This window comes from Streptomyces gossypii, from assembly GCF_025165795.1.
In the GTDB taxonomy this organism is placed as follows: Bacteria; Actinomycetota; Actinomycetes; order Streptomycetales; family Streptomycetaceae; genus Streptomyces; species Streptomyces gossypii.
Window position 1 is genome coordinate 400961 of record NZ_JAJAGO010000006.1, and the last position, 16939, is coordinate 417899.

The 16939-nt window shown below is 72.0% G+C and carries 11 protein-coding genes; 2 read left to right on the forward strand and 9 right to left on the reverse strand.

Annotated elements, in window-relative coordinates:
* Positions 1-8: 8 nt before the first annotated feature.
* Together ftsX and ftsE are read right to left on the reverse strand one after the other, a co-directional pair.
* Positions 9-917 (reverse strand): permease-like cell division protein FtsX, encoded by a 909-nt coding sequence (ftsX, locus tag LHJ74_RS15560; RefSeq protein WP_260218615.1) that lies wholly within the window; start codon positions 915-917, stop codon positions 9-11.
* Positions 918-950: 33 nt separating this feature from the next.
* The gene (gene ftsE / locus LHJ74_RS15565; RefSeq protein ID WP_260218616.1) at positions 951-1640 is read right to left on the reverse strand and encodes a cell division ATP-binding protein FtsE; all 690 of its coding nucleotides are present in this window, start codon (positions 1638-1640) and stop codon (positions 951-953) included.
* A 305-nt stretch (positions 1641-1945) separates the two neighbouring features.
* On the opposite strand from ftsE, the gene LHJ74_RS15570 reads away from it, so the two are divergent.
* A complete protein-coding gene (locus tag LHJ74_RS15570; protein WP_260218617.1) occupies positions 1946-2143 on the forward strand; it encodes a hypothetical protein in 198 nt (65 codons plus the stop codon).
* Positions 2144-2215: 72 nt separating this feature from the next.
* Here LHJ74_RS15570 and LHJ74_RS15575 read toward each other — a convergent pair whose 3' ends face one another.
* From LHJ74_RS15575 to LHJ74_RS15590, 4 genes are all read right to left on the reverse strand, one after another.
* Positions 2216-3097 (reverse strand): collagen-like protein, encoded by an 882-nt coding sequence (locus tag LHJ74_RS15575; protein WP_260218618.1) that lies wholly within the window; start codon positions 3095-3097, stop codon positions 2216-2218.
* Between the two features lie 556 nt (positions 3098-3653).
* On the reverse strand, positions 3654-4769 hold the full coding sequence (gene prfB, locus LHJ74_RS15580; protein ID WP_260218619.1) for a peptide chain release factor 2: 1116 nt from the start codon (positions 4767-4769) through the stop codon (positions 3654-3656).
* Positions 4770-5743: 974 nt separating this feature from the next.
* On the reverse strand, positions 5744-7102 hold the full coding sequence (locus tag LHJ74_RS15585; RefSeq protein WP_260218664.1) for a serine/threonine-protein kinase: 1359 nt from the start codon (positions 7100-7102) through the stop codon (positions 5744-5746).
* A gap of 310 nt (positions 7103-7412) precedes the next feature.
* Positions 7413-9083 carry a serine/threonine-protein kinase gene (locus LHJ74_RS15590; RefSeq protein ID WP_260218620.1) on the reverse strand — a complete coding sequence of 557 codons (1671 nt, stop codon included), beginning with the start codon at positions 9081-9083 and terminating at the stop codon, positions 7413-7415.
* 425 nt (positions 9084-9508) lie between these two features.
* Here LHJ74_RS15590 and LHJ74_RS15595 point away from each other — a divergent pair, with 425 nt between their 5' ends.
* Positions 9509-12955, forward strand: a complete 3447-nt coding sequence (locus LHJ74_RS15595; RefSeq protein ID WP_260218621.1) for an FHA domain-containing protein — start codon at positions 9509-9511, stop codon at positions 12953-12955.
* 102 nt (positions 12956-13057) lie between these two features.
* Here the strand turns inward: LHJ74_RS15595 and LHJ74_RS15600 are convergent, their stop codons facing one another.
* From LHJ74_RS15600 to LHJ74_RS15610, 3 genes are read right to left on the reverse strand one after another with little or no spacing between them, the layout of a single operon-like run.
* Positions 13058-15400, reverse strand: coding sequence for an ABC transporter permease (locus tag LHJ74_RS15600; RefSeq protein ID WP_260218665.1), 2343 nt, complete (start codon positions 15398-15400; stop codon positions 13058-13060).
* A 2-nt stretch (positions 15401-15402) separates the two neighbouring features.
* Positions 15403-16158: an ABC transporter ATP-binding protein gene (locus LHJ74_RS15605; protein WP_260218622.1), complete on the reverse strand. Its 756-nt coding sequence runs from the start codon at positions 16156-16158 to the stop codon at positions 15403-15405.
* Positions 16155-16661 carry a PadR family transcriptional regulator gene (locus LHJ74_RS15610; protein ID WP_260218623.1) on the reverse strand — a complete coding sequence of 169 codons (507 nt, stop codon included), beginning with the start codon at positions 16659-16661 and terminating at the stop codon, positions 16155-16157. Before LHJ74_RS15610 ends, LHJ74_RS15605 begins: the two co-directional genes overlap by 4 nt.
* Positions 16662-16939: the final 278 nt, after the last annotated feature.

The following is a 16939-nucleotide window of genomic DNA, read 5'->3' on the forward strand; positions in this document are numbered from 1 at the left end:
GTCCTGCGTCACACCTTGAGGTACTTGCGCAGTGCGAAGAAAGCTGCAATAGCGGGCATCAGCATGCCGACCGCGAGGATAAGCGGCAGTACCTGCGCCACCGCGTCCCAGCCGATGAAGTTGATCAGCGGGATCTTCTCCTGCAGCCAGTTGTCGATCAGGAAGTACTTGCCGCCGAGCAGCAGGGTGCAGGCGAAGCCCGCCCCGATGAGGCCCGCGATGGCGGCCTCCAGGATGAACGGCAACTGGATGTAGAAGCCGGACGCGCCCACCAGCCGCATGATCCCGGTCTCCCGGCGTCTGCTGAAGGCGGAGACCCGGACTGTATTGATGATCAGCAACAGGGCGACCACCAGCATCAACGCCATCACGCAGAGCGCCGCGATGTTCATGCCGTTGAGCAGGTTGAAGAGATTCTCCAGCAGGTCCTTCTGGTCCTGGACCTTCTGGACCCCCTGTCTGTCCGAGAAGGCGGAACTGATCACCTTGAACTTCGTCGGATCGGCGAGCTTGATCCGGTATGACTCCTGCATCTGGTCGGAGGTGAGCGAGTCGACCAGCGGAGAGTCCTTGAACTGCTCCTTGTAGTGCTTGTACGCCTCGTCGGCGGACTCGTAGTACACCTTCTCCACGATGTCGAGATCGTCGAGCTCGGCCTTGATCTTCTTCTTCTGCGCCTCGGTGACCGCACCACCGGCACAGGCCTCGGTCTTGGCGTCGTTCTTGTTGCAGAGGAAGATCGACACCTGGACCTTGTCGTACCAGTACCCCTTCATGGTGCTCACCTGGTCGCGGGCGAGCAGCGAACCGCCCAGCAGAGCCAGCGACAGGGCGACCGAGACGATCACCGCGAAGGTCATCGTGAGATTGCGGCGGAGACCGACACCGATCTCCGACAGTACGAACTGGGCGCGCATGGCGTCCTTTCCTGCGTTCCTGCTTGCGTGAGCTCAGTGCTGATAGCCGTAGACGCCGCGCGACTGGTCACGTACGAGACGGCCCGCCTCGAGCTCGATGACGCGCTTGCGCATCTGGTCGACGATCTGCTGATCGTGCGTGGCCATCACCACGGTGGTTCCGGTGCGGTTGATCCGGTCGAGCAGCTTCATGATGCCGACGGACGTCTGCGGGTCGAGGTTGCCCGTGGGCTCGTCGGCGATCAGCAGCATGGGGCGGTTGACGAACGCGCGGGCGATGGCAACCCGCTGCTGCTCACCACCGGAGAGTTCACCGGGCATCCGCTCCTCCTTGCCGCCGAGCCCGACCAGGTCGAGCACCTCGGGCACGGTCTTGCGGGTCTGGCCACGGGACTTGCCGATCACCTCGAGCGCGAACGCGACGTTCTCGGCGACCGTCTTGTTCGGAAGGAGGCGGAAGTCCTGGAAGACGGTACCCAGCTGGCGGCGCATCTGCGGCACCTTCCAGTTGGACAGCCGGGCCAGATCCTTGCCGAGCACGTGTACTTGACCGTGCGTAGCACGCTCCTCACGGAGCAGCAGCCGGAGGAAGGTGGACTTGCCGGAGCCGGAAGAACCCACCAGGAAGACGAACTCACCGCGCTCGACCTCCAGCGAGACATCGCGGAGCGCGGGGCGGTTCTGCTTGGGGTAGGACTTTGAGACACTGTCGAATCGGATCACGGTTTTCGCACCACGTCGGCCTGGGTAGGGACAGTGGAAGCCGCTACAGCTCCCCTTGGTGGAGGCGACCCTACGCGACGGGCTGTGCACTGCGCAGTCGGCGTCCTGTGTATGCGGGTTTCCGCGGTGCGCGTTCCGTACAATCGCGACGAGGCCCCACGATCTGCCGACGCCCGTCTCCCTCGCGTTTCCCGTGCGTCCGCCCTCGCTATGGCGTACCAGGGCGTAACTGGCACAGTGGAGGGGAGCCCGGCGGGGAACGATTTCACCCACCGTGGCCGTTGGCGGACTGAGGAGGAGATCGCATGACATGCGACCGACTGGTGTGTGCCAATTGCGCGGGCCCGGTGAGTGAGGGCCGCTGTTCCGTGTGCCGTGCGCACCGGGCGCGGCTGCACCAGGAGAGCGGGCCGCTGGCGGCTCTCACGCCTGCTGCGCTGCTCGGCCTCCTGCTGACCTTGATAGCGGTGGCGGTGGTGGCCCAGCGGGTGGCCGTCGCGTAGAGGACGCACGAGGGGCCCGGGACACCTGACGTGTCCCGGGCCCCTCGTGCGTCACTGTGCCGTACGAACGCCTCAGGCAGCGGTCATACGACGGTTCAGCATGCGCGGCATGACCCGGAAGCCGACACCGCCCGCGATCATGGTCGCGGCACCGACGAGGAGGAAGGTCGTCTCGGCCGCACCGGTCTCGGCCAGCTCGTCCTTCGGCTTCTCCTGGCCGACCGGCTCGGTACCGCCGACGTCGGGCTTGGTGCCGCCGCCCTCGGCGCAGTCCACCTCGGACTCGCTCAGCTCGCAGGTCGGGGTGTCGTCGCCGCCACCGCCGCCGCTGCCACCGATGGTGGCAGGCTCCTCGCCGCCACCGCCGCTGTTGCCACCGCCGCTGTCGCCGCCACCGCTGTCGCCGCCGTTGGCGTTGCCGCCATTGCCGCCGTTGCCGTTCCCGCCGTTGGCGTTTCCGCCGTTGCCGTTCCCGCCGTCCTGGGCGCCACCGTCCTGGGCGCCACCGTCCTGAGCGCCGCCATCCTGAGCGCCACCGTCCTGAGCGCCGCCATCCTGGGCACCGCCGTCCTGAGCGCCGCCATCCTGGGCACCGCCGTCCTGAGCGCCGCCGTCCTGGGCACCGCCGTCCTGAGCGCCACCGTCCTGAGCGCCACCGTCCTGGGCACCGCCGTCCTGAGCGCCACCGTCCTGAGCGCCACCGTCCTGAGCGCCACCGTCCTGAGCGCCGCCGTCCTGGCCCTGGTCGACTCCGGTGATGGCGCCTTCGAGGAGCCCGCCGTCGTCACCGCCGAGGAGCCCGAGAGTGCCGGGCGATGTCTCGGACTGTGTCGTTTCAGCTTCGGCCGGGCTGACCGCCTGGGCCACGCCTGCGGCGGTGAGCGAAGCACCAGCCGCGAAAACCGCGCCGGCTGCAATTCGCGCAACGCGGAGTCGCGTCTTGGATTTGGTCATCTGCCAACTACCCCCAGTAGATACTCGTCAGTGGGGCAGTTGTGTGAAGGGGCCTCCCGCGCCGGGCCGTTGAGGCGGCAGTGCCGCCCGCCGTCTGCCGATCGGGTACCACGCTCACCCCAGCCCGCACACGTTCCCCGTCACACGTCTGCCGAGAAAACAGCTTTCCCAGTTTCCACACCATCGTCAAGCGAGCCCCGAATCAACCCCGGTGAAGGGAGTGTGAGTCTTTCGACATCTCGGCACTGGACAGAACTTGACGCCTTCAGCCTGTCCGAGGGCATCTTCGTGGTGTGTGAACTGACTCCGATAGTAGGGGTCTTCACCTTCGACCACCTGATGTACCGGCAATAGGCAAGCGATCGCGCAGAATTGGCGTGCGGTGCGTCCGAGGCTCGACTGAGGGGTTCTGTCCCGCTTTGGGCAAGGGTGCGACGGAGAGGCCCGCTGCGAGCGAGCGGAGTCACAGCTGTGGATCCCGGAGTGGATCAGTGCAATCGTTATCAGCCGGATACCTCACGGCACCCGTCAGCCCGAGCAGCCGGGGCCGGTCCGATCAGTCGGTGGACTGCTCCTGCTGCTTGCGCCAGCGGATGCCCGCCTCCAGGAAGCCGTCGATGTCCCCGTCCAGCACCGCCTGCGGATTGCCGACCTCATGCTCCGTACGCAGATCCTTGACCATCTGGTACGGGTGCAGGACATACGAACGCATCTGGTTGCCCCAGGAGTTGCCGCCGTCACCCTTCAGGGCGTCCATCTTGGCCTGCTCCTCCTGCCTGCGGTGGGCCAGCAGCCGGGACTGCATGACGCGCATGGCGGCGGCGCGGTTCTGGATCTGGGACTTCTCGTTCTGGCAGGAGACGACGATGCCCGTCGGGAGGTGCGTCATCCGGACCGCCGAGTCCGTGGTGTTGACCGACTGGCCGCCCGGCCCGGAGGAACGGAAGACGTCGATACGGAGCTCGTTCTCCGGGATGTCGATGTGGTCGGTCTGCTCGACCACCGGCAGGACCTCAACGCCGGAGAACGAGGTCTGGCGGCGGCCCTGGTTGTCGAAGGGCGAGATCCGCACCATGCGGTGGGTGCCCTGCTCCACCGAGAGCGTCCCGTAGGCGTACGGGGCCTTGACGGCGAAGGTGGCCGACTTGATGCCCGCCTCCTCCGCGTACGAGATGTCGAATACGTCAGTCGGGTAACCCCTGCGCTCGGCCCAGCGCAGATACATCCGCATCAGCTGCTCGGCGAAGTCGGCGGCGTCCACGCCGCCCGCCTCGGCACGGACGCTGACCACGGCCTCGCGCGGGTCGTACTCGCCGGAGAGCAGCGTACGGACCTCCAGCTCGTCGACCGTCTTGCGCACGGAAGTCAGCTCGGTTTCGGCCTCGGCGCGCGCGTCGGCGTCCCCCTCGGCCTCCGCCAGCTCGAACAGCACCTCGAGATCATCGATGCGCGACCGCAGCTCCTCGGCCTTGCGCAGCTGGCCCTGGAGGTAGGAGAGCTTGCTGGTCACCTTCTGCGCGTTCTCGACGTCATCCCACAGGTCAGGGGCCGCGGCGTGCTCCTCGAGCACGGCGACATCGGCCCTCATCCTGTCCAGGTCGAGGACCGCCTCGATCGACTCCATGGTGGAGGAGAGAGACTTCAGCTGTTCGGATACATCGACGACTGCCACGGGCCCAGCCTAACGGCTGACCGCACGGGTGTTTCCGCGCCTGCGTCCGGGACCTCCGGTCCCGGCACTCCGACGCGGTGCGGTTGCCTGCGGCGGCGGCGCGGGCGGACGGGCCCTGGCGGGCCGTCCACCCGGCCGGAACGTCGCCGCCCGGGCACCTTCGTGCGGCCTGCCCGCGCCTTTCGGCGACCCGGGCGCGGCAGCCACGGGCCACGGGCCCGAGAACCCGCGTGGCGGCACCGCACCAGGGGCGGCAGTCGGGAGCCGGGCGGGAAGACCGCCGCTCCGGCGGCCCCGGCCCGCAGCCGCCAGCCGGTGACGCCCGGCAACCACCCGCACGGGCGGCACGGGCGGCACGGGCGGCACGGGCGACCGAGCCAGGGGACGGCCCGCCCCGTCCGCACGGCAACATGAGTGACGGCCGGAGACCGGGCCCGAAGCCCACCCGTCCCAACAGCCTCGCGCCGGGGGCGGTAGCGGGAGGGGCCGGGCGGTACCGGCACCATGCGGTTCAGACAGCGGCGCCGAAAACCACCCGCCATGGCCCGCCCCGGTGGCACCCGCCACGCAGGCCGCAGCCAGTGCCGCCGGGCGAGAAGAGCAGCCCTCGGGCGGCACCGGAACGCGGCCGACAGCCGGGGGCACCCGGAAGCCACCCGCACCGGCGGCACGCGACAGAGGCAGCGGTCGAGGGGGCCGGGGCCGGGAGGCGAGACCCGTTCCCGTGGCCGCGGTGACATGGGCGGCAGCCGGGGCCGCCGACTCAGAAGAGCCCTCCCCGGGCGGCACCGCACCGGGGGCGGCCGTTGGGGACCGGGGCGCAGGCTGAGGCGGCTGACGCCAGGCGACGGAAGCGTGCGTCCCAGGGCCAGGCCGCCGTGCCGCCGGTCCGAGGCCGCCTTGCAGGCTCCCCCCGGCACCGGCGGTGGACAGACCGATTCGTGGCCGCCGCCGGGCCGCCCGTCGTCCCTGATTCAGGGGTTGGTGGACTGCTGGACCTCGGGGGCGGGACGGCTGGACGAGTCGTCACCCGAGGTCGCCAGCCAGCCGCCCAGTCCGGCCGCCACCGCGATCACCGCCGCGACCACTCCCAGCCGCACCCGGCGCTTCCGCAGCGCCGCCGCCTGTGCGGCGCGATTGCGGGCCGAGCCCGCCCGGCGGGCACCTGTCGCACGCGGTGCCCGGGCGGTGCCGTGTGCGCCCCCGGCGAGCTCGTCCGCGCCGGGCACCCGCATCGAGGTGTGTGTGTCGCGGTTGGACTCCGGTCCGGTGCTGGTCTCCACCAGCGGGACGGCGACGCGCGGCGGGACGTCCTGCGCCGGGGCGGCGGCGGGGACGGTGCCGGTCGCGGAACGGCCCGGTGGCGGCTCGTCGTACGGCTCGTCCGGCTGCTCGTCGATCTCCAGCGGCGGGGCGCCCTCCAGTTCGGGAAGGATCTCGCGCAGCCTGGCTGCCATCTCGGGTGCGCGCAGCCGCGAGGCCGGGGCCTTGGCCAGGCACTGGTGGATGAGCTGCCACAGCTCGTCCGGGATGCCGGGCAGCGGTGCCACCCGCTCGGTGACATGCCTGCGCAGGATGGCCCCGGGGTGGCCGCCGCCGAAGGGGGTGAACCCGGCGAGCAGCTCGTACAGGACGGTGGCCAGGGCGTAGATGTCCACCGCGGCCCGTGGCGGCAGGCCCTCGACCAGCTCGGGGGCGAGATAGTCGGGCGTTCCGATGATGCCGCGCGGCCCCTGCAGGCCCTGCGAGCCGCTCGAGAACGCCTGGCCGCCCAGCCCCTGTGCTGCCTGGCTCGGGCCTGCGCCGCCGGAGTTGCGCAGCGCCGCTGCCCGCCGCGGTGAGTCGATCAGTTTGGCGATGCCGAAGTCGGTGAGCAGGGCGGGCGGCGCACCGCCCGGGCCGGGCGGCGCGTGCGCGTCGAGCAGTACGTTCTCGGGTTTGACGTCGCGGTGGATGATTCCGGCGGCGTGCGCCGCCACCAGCCCGTCCGCGATGTCGGTGGCGATGGCCACCGCCGCCTGCGGGGCGAGACGGCGTTCGTGTTCGAGGCGGGTGCGCAGATCCGTGCCTCGCACCAAGTCCATCACCAGGGCGAGGTCGCTTCCGTCGACGACCAGTTCGCGCAGGCCGACCACCCGTGGGTGGTCGAGTGAGAGCAGCGCCGCACGCTCTTGTACGAAGCGGTCGACGAGCTCCTGATCCGAGGAGAGGTCCTCGCGCAGCAGCTTGATGGCGACCGGGCCCTCGGGCCCTTCGCCGAGCCACACCGTGCCCGCGCTGCCGCGTCCCAGGATCTGGTGAGCGGTGTAGCGACTGCCGATTTTCCGTGCCACCATCCGTCCCTCGCTGGAGCCGTGTGAGCCGAGTGAGCCGTATAAACCGTGTGCGTGTGAACCGTGTGAATCATGCAGGCCGAGTGAGCTGAGCGAGCTGAGCGTCACGGCGACAAGTTACGCGTCGCAGACCCGTCAGGAACCCAATACTGGTGCCAAATGTCATTTCTGCGAGCGATTTACCTCGGAGAAGTCGACAAATCTCTGAACTCGCCGAACTTCCGTCCGATATCTGTCGCGTTCTCGCGTGCTCGCGTTCGGCTTCCGCCGTCCGGCGCTCAACGGTCGGTGACCGCCGGACGGCTCACGCTCACCCTCCGAGGCTCTCGAAGATGTCCCCGACCTCTTGGGCGAAGTCCTTTGTCTTCTCCCAGAAGCTCTTGCCCTCGGCCCACCACTCCGGCACGGGGGTGAAATTCCAGACAAGAACACCGATCACGGCGAGGATCAGGACCATGAACAGGCAGCCCTTGAGGCAGCCCAGGCCCGGGATCCGCATCCGGTTGGGGTTCGGCTGACGTGGTTCGCGCCGCTGGGGCGGCTGCGGCGCGGCGGGTGGGCCCTGCGGCTCGTACCGCTGGGGCTCCGGCTGTGACTGCCGACGGCGCGAAGGCTGCTGCCGACGCTGCGGCTGCGCGGGCGGCGGCGCGTACTGCTGTTGCTGCGGCGGCGGCTGCTGCCGCTGAGGTGGCTGCTGCTGCGGCGGCTGCCGCTGAGGTGGCTGGCCCTGCTGCCCTCGCGGCGGCTGCTGGGGCGGCTGCTGAGGTGCGACATTGCGCTGCGGGCGGCGGCGCAGTGGGTCCAGGTTGGGATCGAGCGGCTGGACCTGGGTCTGCTCGTTGCGGTCACGGGCTGCCGCCATCTGGCTCTGCCAGGGGTGCGGGCCGTCGGGCGGCGGCGGTCCACCTGGTCCGCCCGGTCCACTAGGCCCACCCGGTCCACTCGTCTGGGGCATCACGTTGGTCGGTGCACTCGGGTCGTAACCCTGGCCCTGCCCCGGCCCGCTGCTCGGCAGCACCTGGGTCGGGTCCGCGTCACCGCCGGGCTGGCCTTCCGGCACGGGCGCGGGCTGCGGGTCCGGTAGGAGCAGTGCGGCGACGCCGAGCGCGGCACGGGCCTGTTCGGGGGTCGCTCCCGCGCCGATGCCGTTCGCGACGGTGCGGAGTGAGCGCGCCAGGTTCTCCGCGCTGGGACGCTCCTCGGGCCGCTTGCGCATACACCGCTCGATGACGGTCCACAGCGGGTCGGGCAGGCCCGGCGGGCGCTGCGCCTCCTCGCCCAGGTGGCGGTGGATGACGGCGAGCGCGTTCTCACCGCTGAACGGCGGGCGGCCGGTGACCAGCTCGTAGAGCAGGATGCCCGCGCCGTAGATGTCGACCGCGGACGTCTGCGGACGGCCCTCGGCCGACTCGGGCGCGACGTACGCGGGCGTCCCGACGAATTCCTGGGTGCGGGTGAGCCCGGGGGAGTCGGCGAGGCGTGCGATGCCGAAGTCGGTGAGCAGCGGACGCATCCCGTCCGGGCCCTCGGCGAGGAGCACGTTGGCGGGCTTGAGGTCGCGGTGCACGACGCCGTCGGCGTGGCTGGCGGCGAGGGCGTCCGCGACCTGCGCGGTCACCAGGGCGGCTCCCATCGGTGAGAACGGGCCGTTCTGGCGCAGGTAGTGGTGCAGGTCGGGGCCTTCGACCAAGTCCATGACCAGCGCCAGCAGATCACCCTCGACGACGAGGTCGCGGGTGCGCACGATGTTCGGGTGTGTGAGCCGGAGCAGGACGGAGCGCTCCCGCAGGAAGCGCATCACCACATCCGGGTCGTTGGCCAATTCCTCCTTGAGCACCTTGATCGCAACGGTCTCGCCGGGCTGCCCGGCGACGGCCGCCTCGGAGCCCGCCGTCTCACGCTGACGGGCCCTCCAGACGGTGCCCGTGGCGCCGCGACCGAGCGGCTCCTCGAGCAGGTATTTGCTGCCAACAGGCCGCACGTCATGCGCTCCCTGGTCTGTCTCGTCCTACTATCCCGCACACTGTAGTGCCGCAGCCTGCGGTGCCGTCGCGCCTGAGGGGCACCAGCCGCAGGTCCGGCCCACGCCGAGGACCCCGCGGGATCCGGAAGTCCCTGGGCACGGGGCCGACCGCCTCTCCGGGGAGACGCATGGCACAGACGGTTGGTTGCGGACATCGGCGGGCAGCGGGTGGAGAGCGAGGTGCACGGGACCGGATGGTTCGGGCAGTACCAGGCGGTATCTGTCATATGCGGTCACAGTCGGTCTGCCACTTTTCCCAGCAGGCACTCTTGCGCACCGAACCGGGAAATCAAGATCATTAGATAGTGCCAGCGCAGCATATTGTCAGTGCCGGGTGCGAGGATGCACCCAGTACGGAGCGTTGGTGGGACCGGGAGGGGCCGATGCAGATCCGTCTGACTGTCCTCGCGTCGCGCAGCGGCCAGGCTGCGGCGCGACCCTGCGATGTGCTGGTGACCGCCCCGCCGGGCACAGCCCTGGCAGCGGTGACGGACTCCCTGGTGACGACGGCAGCCGCCGCTGCCGCCACGCACGGCTCCGCAGCCGATGCCTCGCATGAGGCGGTGTCGGTGTATGCGGGGGCGGAGCGGCTCGATCCGCACCGTCGGTTGCTCGGCGAGCCGCCCCTGATCGACGGCGCGGTGCTCTCGTTGTACGGCCCGGCCGCGCCCGTCCCCGTCTCGGCCTACGGGTCGGCGAAGGCCCGGCTCCATGTCGTGAGCGGTCCGGATTCCGGCGGTGTCCATCTGCTGGGCGGCGGCCGGGTCCAGCTCGGCCGCTCGGCGGAGGCCGATGTGGCACTCGACGACCCCGACGTCTCCCGCCTGCACTGCACGGTGACGGTGACGGACAGCGGCGCGGTGACGGTGACGGACCTCGGCTCCACGAACGGCACGACGGTCGACGGCTCGGTGATCGGCGGCAGTCCGGCACTGCTCGCCCCGGGTGCGCGGCTGCGGCTGGGGGAATCGGTGATCCGGGTGGAGGGCTCCGCGCCCGCCGGGCTGCTGCCGGTCGTTCCGACGGCTCCGGACGGCGAGGGCCACCTGCGGCTGCCGGGTCCGGCGGTCGGCTCCGCCGGGGGTCTTGTTCCGCAGGCCCTGCACCCTCCCGCAGCCAGACCCCCGGCGGCGAGACCCCCGGGTGGCAGGCTGACCAGCAGCGCTCCGACCGCAGGAGGTGGCACGGCAGGCGGCGGTGCGGGCGCTCCGGCGAGCGATGCCGTCGGTGAGATGCCGGGCGGTGGCGGGCGCGGCGGGGCGGGCGGCGCGCAGATCACGGGCGGCGGCGTACCGGGCAGCTCTCGGCGCGACACCGCGGTACGCAGCAGCGACCGGCCGCATCCCGCACCCGCCTCGCCCTGGCCGGGCGAGGAGGGGCGCACCGGCTCGGGCGCGGGCGAGCCCCAGCCGCCCACCCATGCCTACGCCACGGGCGGGCCGTTTCCCGGCTCGGAGGAGACCCGCAGTGCGGGGCTGGTCCTGCCGCCGGGCGCGAGACCCCCCGCCGATTCCGGCCCGTCGGACGAGGAGTCGCGGCGGCGCAGACGCGGGCGCGGGATAGGCGCCTGGGCCCGCCGGTTCACCACGGCCCGCGACGGCCTCGCGGAGCCCGACCCCGACGACGGCTACGACGGCTACGACGGCTACGACCAGCCGGGCGGGTACGACGGCCGGGGCGGCGACGAGGGGCACGGCGGCGGTTCGCGTGCCGCCTCCGGCACCCCGGCCGGTGTCCCGGCCGACGGCGAGTGGGACGCCCGCTGGCCCGATCCGGCCACGGTGCTGCTGACCACCCTCGGCCCCGGCCCCCGGCTGTGGGAGCGGGGCCCCGGGCACCCGGAGGCGCTGACCGTGCGGCTCGGCAGCACGCACCACAGTGACGCCTCGGGCGAGCTGCCTGTGACGGTGAATCTCCGCGACGCCGACGGTCTGGGCCTGGCCGGCCCCCGCTCGCGGCTGTCCGGGGTAGCGCGCTCGCTGCTGGCCCAGCTCGCGGCGCTGCACGCACCGAGCGACCTGGAGATCGTGCTGATCTCGGCGGACCACGCGCGTGACGTCGCGAGCCGCGTCGAGGAGTGGGCCTGGCTGGGCTGGCTGCCCCATCTGCGCCCCGCGCGCGGCCAGGACTGCCGTCTGCTCGTCGCCTATGACCGTGAGCAGGCGGCAGCGCGTACGGCGGAGCTGGTCCGGCGGCTGGACAAGGCCGTGCCGCCCCCGCCCCCGGCCGATCACGGTGCCGCCGGGCACCCCTCTTCCCCAGGCGACGGCGACGCCGCCGGCCACACCGGCGTGGGCTCCGCCGTTGCGGCCGAGCCGCACAACGGCCCGTACACCGTGCTCGTCGTCGACGGTGATCCGGGCTCGGCCGCCCTGCGCGAATCCGTGGCGCGCCTCACCGGCGACGGCGCCGCCGCCGGTATCCACGTACTCACCCTCGCGGAGACTCCGCCCGCGACCCCGGCTTCGCCGCTCGATGCCACTGTCGAGGCGGCCTGTGCCGCCTCGCCGCCCTTCCGCGAGTGCCGCACGCTGGCACTGCTGAGCGGCTCCGTCGCCACCGCCGTCCAGATCGTGCGGCGTGACGCCCCGGCGCCGCTCGGCGGCTGGGGGCCCGGCACGGCTCTCGCCTCGATAGACGGCGTGTCGGCCGCCTGGGCCCAGCGGTTCGCCCGCGCTCTCGCCCCGCTGCGGGAGGCGGACGGCCGGGGCCGGGGCGGAGTGCATGGCCACCCGGCCGCCTCCGTGGCCCTCCCGCAGAGCTGCCGGTTGCTCGATGAGCTGGGTCTCGCCCGTGCCACCCCGGTCGCGGTGCTGGCCCGCTGGACGGGCTCCGCCCGTGGGGAGGCGCCTCGTACGGACAGCCGCGCTCCGTTCGTGCTGGGTGCGGGCCCGCAGGGGCCGATCGGCGCGGATCTCGCAGCCGACCGGGGGCATGCGCTGATCACCGGGCCTCCGGGCTCCGGCCGCACGGAGCTGCTGCGCGCGCTCGCGGCCTCACTGGCCGCCGGTGAGCGGCCCGACCGCCTGGGCCTGGTGCTGATCGACGGCTCGGGCGAGGCGCGCGACGGCGGTCTGGCGGCCTGTGCCGAGCTGCCGCACGCCGGGTCCCACCTCACGGCGGGCGACCCGGTGCGGATGCGGGAGTTCGCCCAGTCGCTGAGTCGGGAGCTGAAGCGGCGCGCGGAGCTGATCGGCGAGCGCAGCACCTACGACGAGTACGACGCCTACCGGGGCGAGCCCGGCGAGGACGGGACGGCGCCGTCGGGTGCGCTGCCCCGGCTCGTCGTCCTGGTGGACGACTTCGACACCCTCGTCGATCCGGCGCTGGGCAATCCGGGCCGCCCCGCCGCGGGTTCGGTGGTGCGGGCGCTGGAATCGGTGGCGCGCGAGGGCGTACGGCTCGGGGTGCACCTGGTCACCGCCTCCGCCCGGCCGGAGCGCACCGGCCGTACAGCCGTGGATCAGGGCGCGGTCATACGTATCGAGCTGACGGGCCAGGGGGAGGACGAGCCGGTCCCCGGGCGCGGGATCGTCCGGCTCCCCGGAGGTACGGTGACCGCCTTCCAGGCGGGCCGGGTGACAAGCCGGATTCCGCGTACGGCCACGCTCCGGCCGACGGTGGTCCCGCTCGACTGGGCCCGCTCCGGTGATCCGCCGACCCGGCGTCCCGTCCGGGAGCTGGGGAACGGCCCGACGGATCTGGCCCTCCTCGCCAGTGCGATGGACCGGGCCGCGAAGTCCCTCGGGGTGGCGGACTTCCGCACCGCCGAGGGCCTCCAGGCCCCGTCCGCCGAGCCCGCCTCCGACCGCTCCCGCACGGCGGGGTGACCGGCCCGGCCACTCCGCGACTCACCGCCGCACCACCGCGCACCGCCACGCCCGTTCCCGTGCCCGTTCCCGTTCCCGTTCCTGTGCCCACCCGGCAGGCTCTCAGAGGGTTTCGCTCAGCGAGTCCGCGATGCGCCGCCTCGACACCCGCGCGGCGGGGAGCAGCGCGGACGCCACCGCGCCCAGCACGGCCGCCGCCCCCAGCCCCGTCAGCATCCAGACCGACGGAAGCTGTGCGATGCCCGCCCCGATCCCGCTGAGTCTGCCCTGGGTGTCGATGAGCCAGCGGCTCAGCAGCACCCCGCCGCCGATGCCCACCACGGCCGCCGCCAGCGCGATATAGCCCGTGGAGACGACGACGACCCCGCTGATGCGGCGTGGTGTCAGTCCGATCGCGCGGAGCGCCAGCAGGTCCCGCCCCCGGTCCCGTACGCAGGCGCCGATCGTGGTCAGCAGTTCGGTGAAGCCGATGAGGGCGAGGACCACGACGAGTCCGGCGATTCCCCAGCGTGCGGGCGACAGCCCGTCGGCCGGGTTGGCGACTTCCCAGATCTCCAGGCCGCCGTCCACCCGTTCGCCCAGCTCCGCGCTGACGGCCCTCGGGTCGCTGCCGGGCCGGAGTTCGAGCAGTGAGAAGTCGGGCCGCATGGCGGAGGTGCGGTCCCGGAGGGTGTCCAGCGAGGTCGAGATGACTCTGCCGCCGTCCGCGGGCTCCAGGCTGCGGCCCACGATATGCAGGATCTGGGGACGGCCGCCGACCGTCATCCGTACCCAGTCGCCGACTTCGGCCCGCAGCAGTTCCAGCAGCCCCTGCCCCGCGACCGCCTCGTCCGGGCCGTCGGGATGCCGCCCCTCCTCGACGGTGAAGGGGTACGGGTGCGCGTCGGTGCCCAGACCGCGCAGGGTGATCGTGCCCGTCTGGCCGGGTATGAGGGCGTCGACCTCCGCGCCCGGGTGGACGCCGGTGACGTCCGGGTGGCCGGCCAGCAGGCGCCGGGTCTGCTGCTCGGTGAGGTTCCCGTTGTGTCCGGAGCGGGCGGTGAGGGCGGTGGGCAGGCCCACTTGTTCCGGGTGTTCCTGGAAGCGCTCCATGGTGGACCAGACGCTGAGCGCCACGGTGATCAGCAGCAGCGGCACCGCCAGCCGCAGCACCGCCGAGGCCGCCTGGGGGCGGCGCGGGAAAGCGCTGCGCCAGCCGAGGACGAGGGTGGAGGAGACGGAGAGCCCGAGCCCCAGCGGCAGCCCCAGCGCGCTGCGGGTGATTCTGGAGAGCGGGCCGACGGTCGTTCCCGTGCCCGCCGTGCGCGCGGAGGGCACCGGTGAGATCCGTCCGGCCCGCCAGGCGGCGAGGCCCGTGGCGATGACGATCAGCAGTACGGCGGACGCGGGCAGGCCGAGGACCAGCGTGAGGTGCCCGGGCAACTCCTGCCATACGGCCGCCGCCTCGCCGACCCGGCCGGGTATCCGCGAGCCGAAGGCCAGGATGGTGCCGGTGCCGAGTGCGACGGCGAGCAGCGCCATGGCCAGGTGCTGGATGAGGAAGACACCTGTCACTTGCCCGGGGGTGAAGCCGATCGCCTTGAGTACGGATATGTCCCGCAGCTGACCGCGTATCCGGGTGCTGATGGCCCCGGAGGCGACAAGGGCGCCTGCCAGTAGCGCGCCGAGGCCGAAGACTCCGAAGACGAGGCCGAGCAGCCGGTAGCCCTCCTCGGCGTCCGCGCGCGCCTCCTGCCATTTGGTGACACCGGCCACCTGGTCGGCGCCGAGTTCGGTGACCGCGCGCTGGACGATGAAGTCGGTGTCCCGCGGGTCGTGCAGCCGCAGTCCGAGCGTCTGCCCGGCGTCGCCGTCCGCGGTGTTGGCCGTGCCGGCCAGGGTGCTCGGCAGCACCCAGCCGACGCCGGGCTGTTCACCGGGCCGGTAGTGGGGCTCGGCGGTCTCCGCGACGCCGATCACCTTCAGCGTGCGGGTGCCGCCGATGCCCGGGACGGTCAGCGTGTCGCCGGTCTCGGCCCAGAGCGCCTGGGCGAAGGAGTTCTCCAGCACGATGCCGCTGGGCTTCTCGGGGTCGAGCCACTGCCCGGAGACGAGCGCGGGTGTGCCCACCTCGGGCGGTTCGAAGGCGGCGGCCCGCATCTCGACCGCCGCGCGTACGCCCCCGGAGGTGGCGGTCGTACGGGCGGTCGGGAAGGGGCCGGAGACGTCGGCGACGCCGTCGAGGCGGGTCAGCGCCGCCACGTCGGCGTCGGCGCCGGTGCTGAGCCAGACATGGGCGCCCCGGGTCTGGCTGAAGATGCGTTCCCAGGGGTTGGTGGCATAGCTGAAGAGCGCGGCGGCGAGCAGCAGCGAGGCGACGATCCCCGCGGTGGCGAGGACGCTGACGATGGTCTGCCCCCGGTGCGCCCGCAGGTCGGCGTTCGCCCAGCGCAGGGTGGCACGCACCGTCATGGGTCGATTTCCAGCACGCCGGAGACGCCTCGGGCGGTGGGTTTGCGGGCGGGGCCCAGGTCCGCGTCGTCCACGATCCGGCCGTCGAAGAAGCTGATCACCCGGTCCGCGGCGCTGGCCATCCGGGCGTCGTGGGTGACCATCAGGATCGTCTGGCCCTGCTGGTGGAAGGTGCTCAGCAGCCGGCGGACCTCACGCGTGCCTTTGCTGTCGAGGCTGCCCGCGGGCTCGTCGGCGAGCAGCAGGCCGGGGTGGTTGACCAGTGCGCGGGCCAGCGCGACGCGCTGCTGTTCGCCGCCGGACAGCTCGCCGGGCATCGCGCGTTCCTTGCCCGTCATCGCCAGGTCGGCGAGGAGTTCCTCGCGGGCGGCACGCGCCTTGCGGGGGGAGGATCCGGCGAGCAGCGCGGGCAGTTCGATGTTGTCGGCGACGGTGAGGTTGGAGACGAGGTTGAAGAACTGGAAGACGATGCCGATGCCGCTGCGCCGCAGTACCGCCCAGCGGGCCTCGGAGAGGCCGTCCATGCGGCGGCCGTCGATCCAGAGGCTTCCGCTGTCGGGCTGCTGGAGTCCGCCGAGCAGGTGGAGCAGGGTGGACTTGCCCGCGCCGGAGGGGCCGGTGATGGCGACGAACTCGCCGCGTTCGACGGTCAGGTCGACTCCGCGGACCGCCCGTACGGGGGTGGCTTCGCCGTGATGGGTCTTGGTGAGGCCTTCGGCCCGCAGGGCGGCGACGGCGTCGTCGGCGGTCATTCCAGCTCCTCCTGGCATCGTTCGAGCCAGTCGAGGTCCGCCTGCAGGTGCAGCATCGCGCCCTCGATCAGCAGCTGGGCGATCCGGTTGTCCGCGTCCTCGGCCGTGCCCAGTCTGGACAGGTCGCGCATGGTGTTGAGGTACTGACGCCGCTGCTTGTTGATCAGGGCGATCCGGTCGGCCATGCCGGAGGGCGCGGCGAGTGCGAGCTTCATGAAGAACTCGTCCCGGACGCGTGGTTCGTCCGTCGTCCCCTCGAACCAGGCGAGCACGGCTTCCTGCCCGGCTTCGGTGAGCTGGTAGATGCGCTTGTTGGGGCGGCTCGTCTGTTCGACGTCCTCCCCGGCGATCAGCCCGGCCTTCTCCAGGCGCCCGAGGGTGACATAGATCTGGCCGACGTTGGGCTGAGGGTACGCGGAGCCCAGGAGCTTCTCAAGGTCCTGTTTCAGCTCGTAGCCATGGGCCGGGCCCCGCGCGAGGAGAGCCAGCAGCGGCAGACGCAAGCGTGCTCTCCTCCTCCGGTCTCGTGAGCGCCTTCGAGCGCTGGTGGTGCGCGGGCGATTCCCTGGTGCGGGGTGGTCCGCGGACGCTTCCGCACCCCTCTTACGACCTGGTGCCCGACAGTCAGCGGGCTCCCGGTGGCCTGCGGCTCCGCCTTGGATCGGAAGCCGCAGGCCACCGCTCACTGATCCACTCGCTACCGCGCACCAGGTCGCAAGCTCTAGTATCGCCCATGCCTAACGGGTATATATGAGCCCCAGATGTCGGGGCAAGGAGCAAC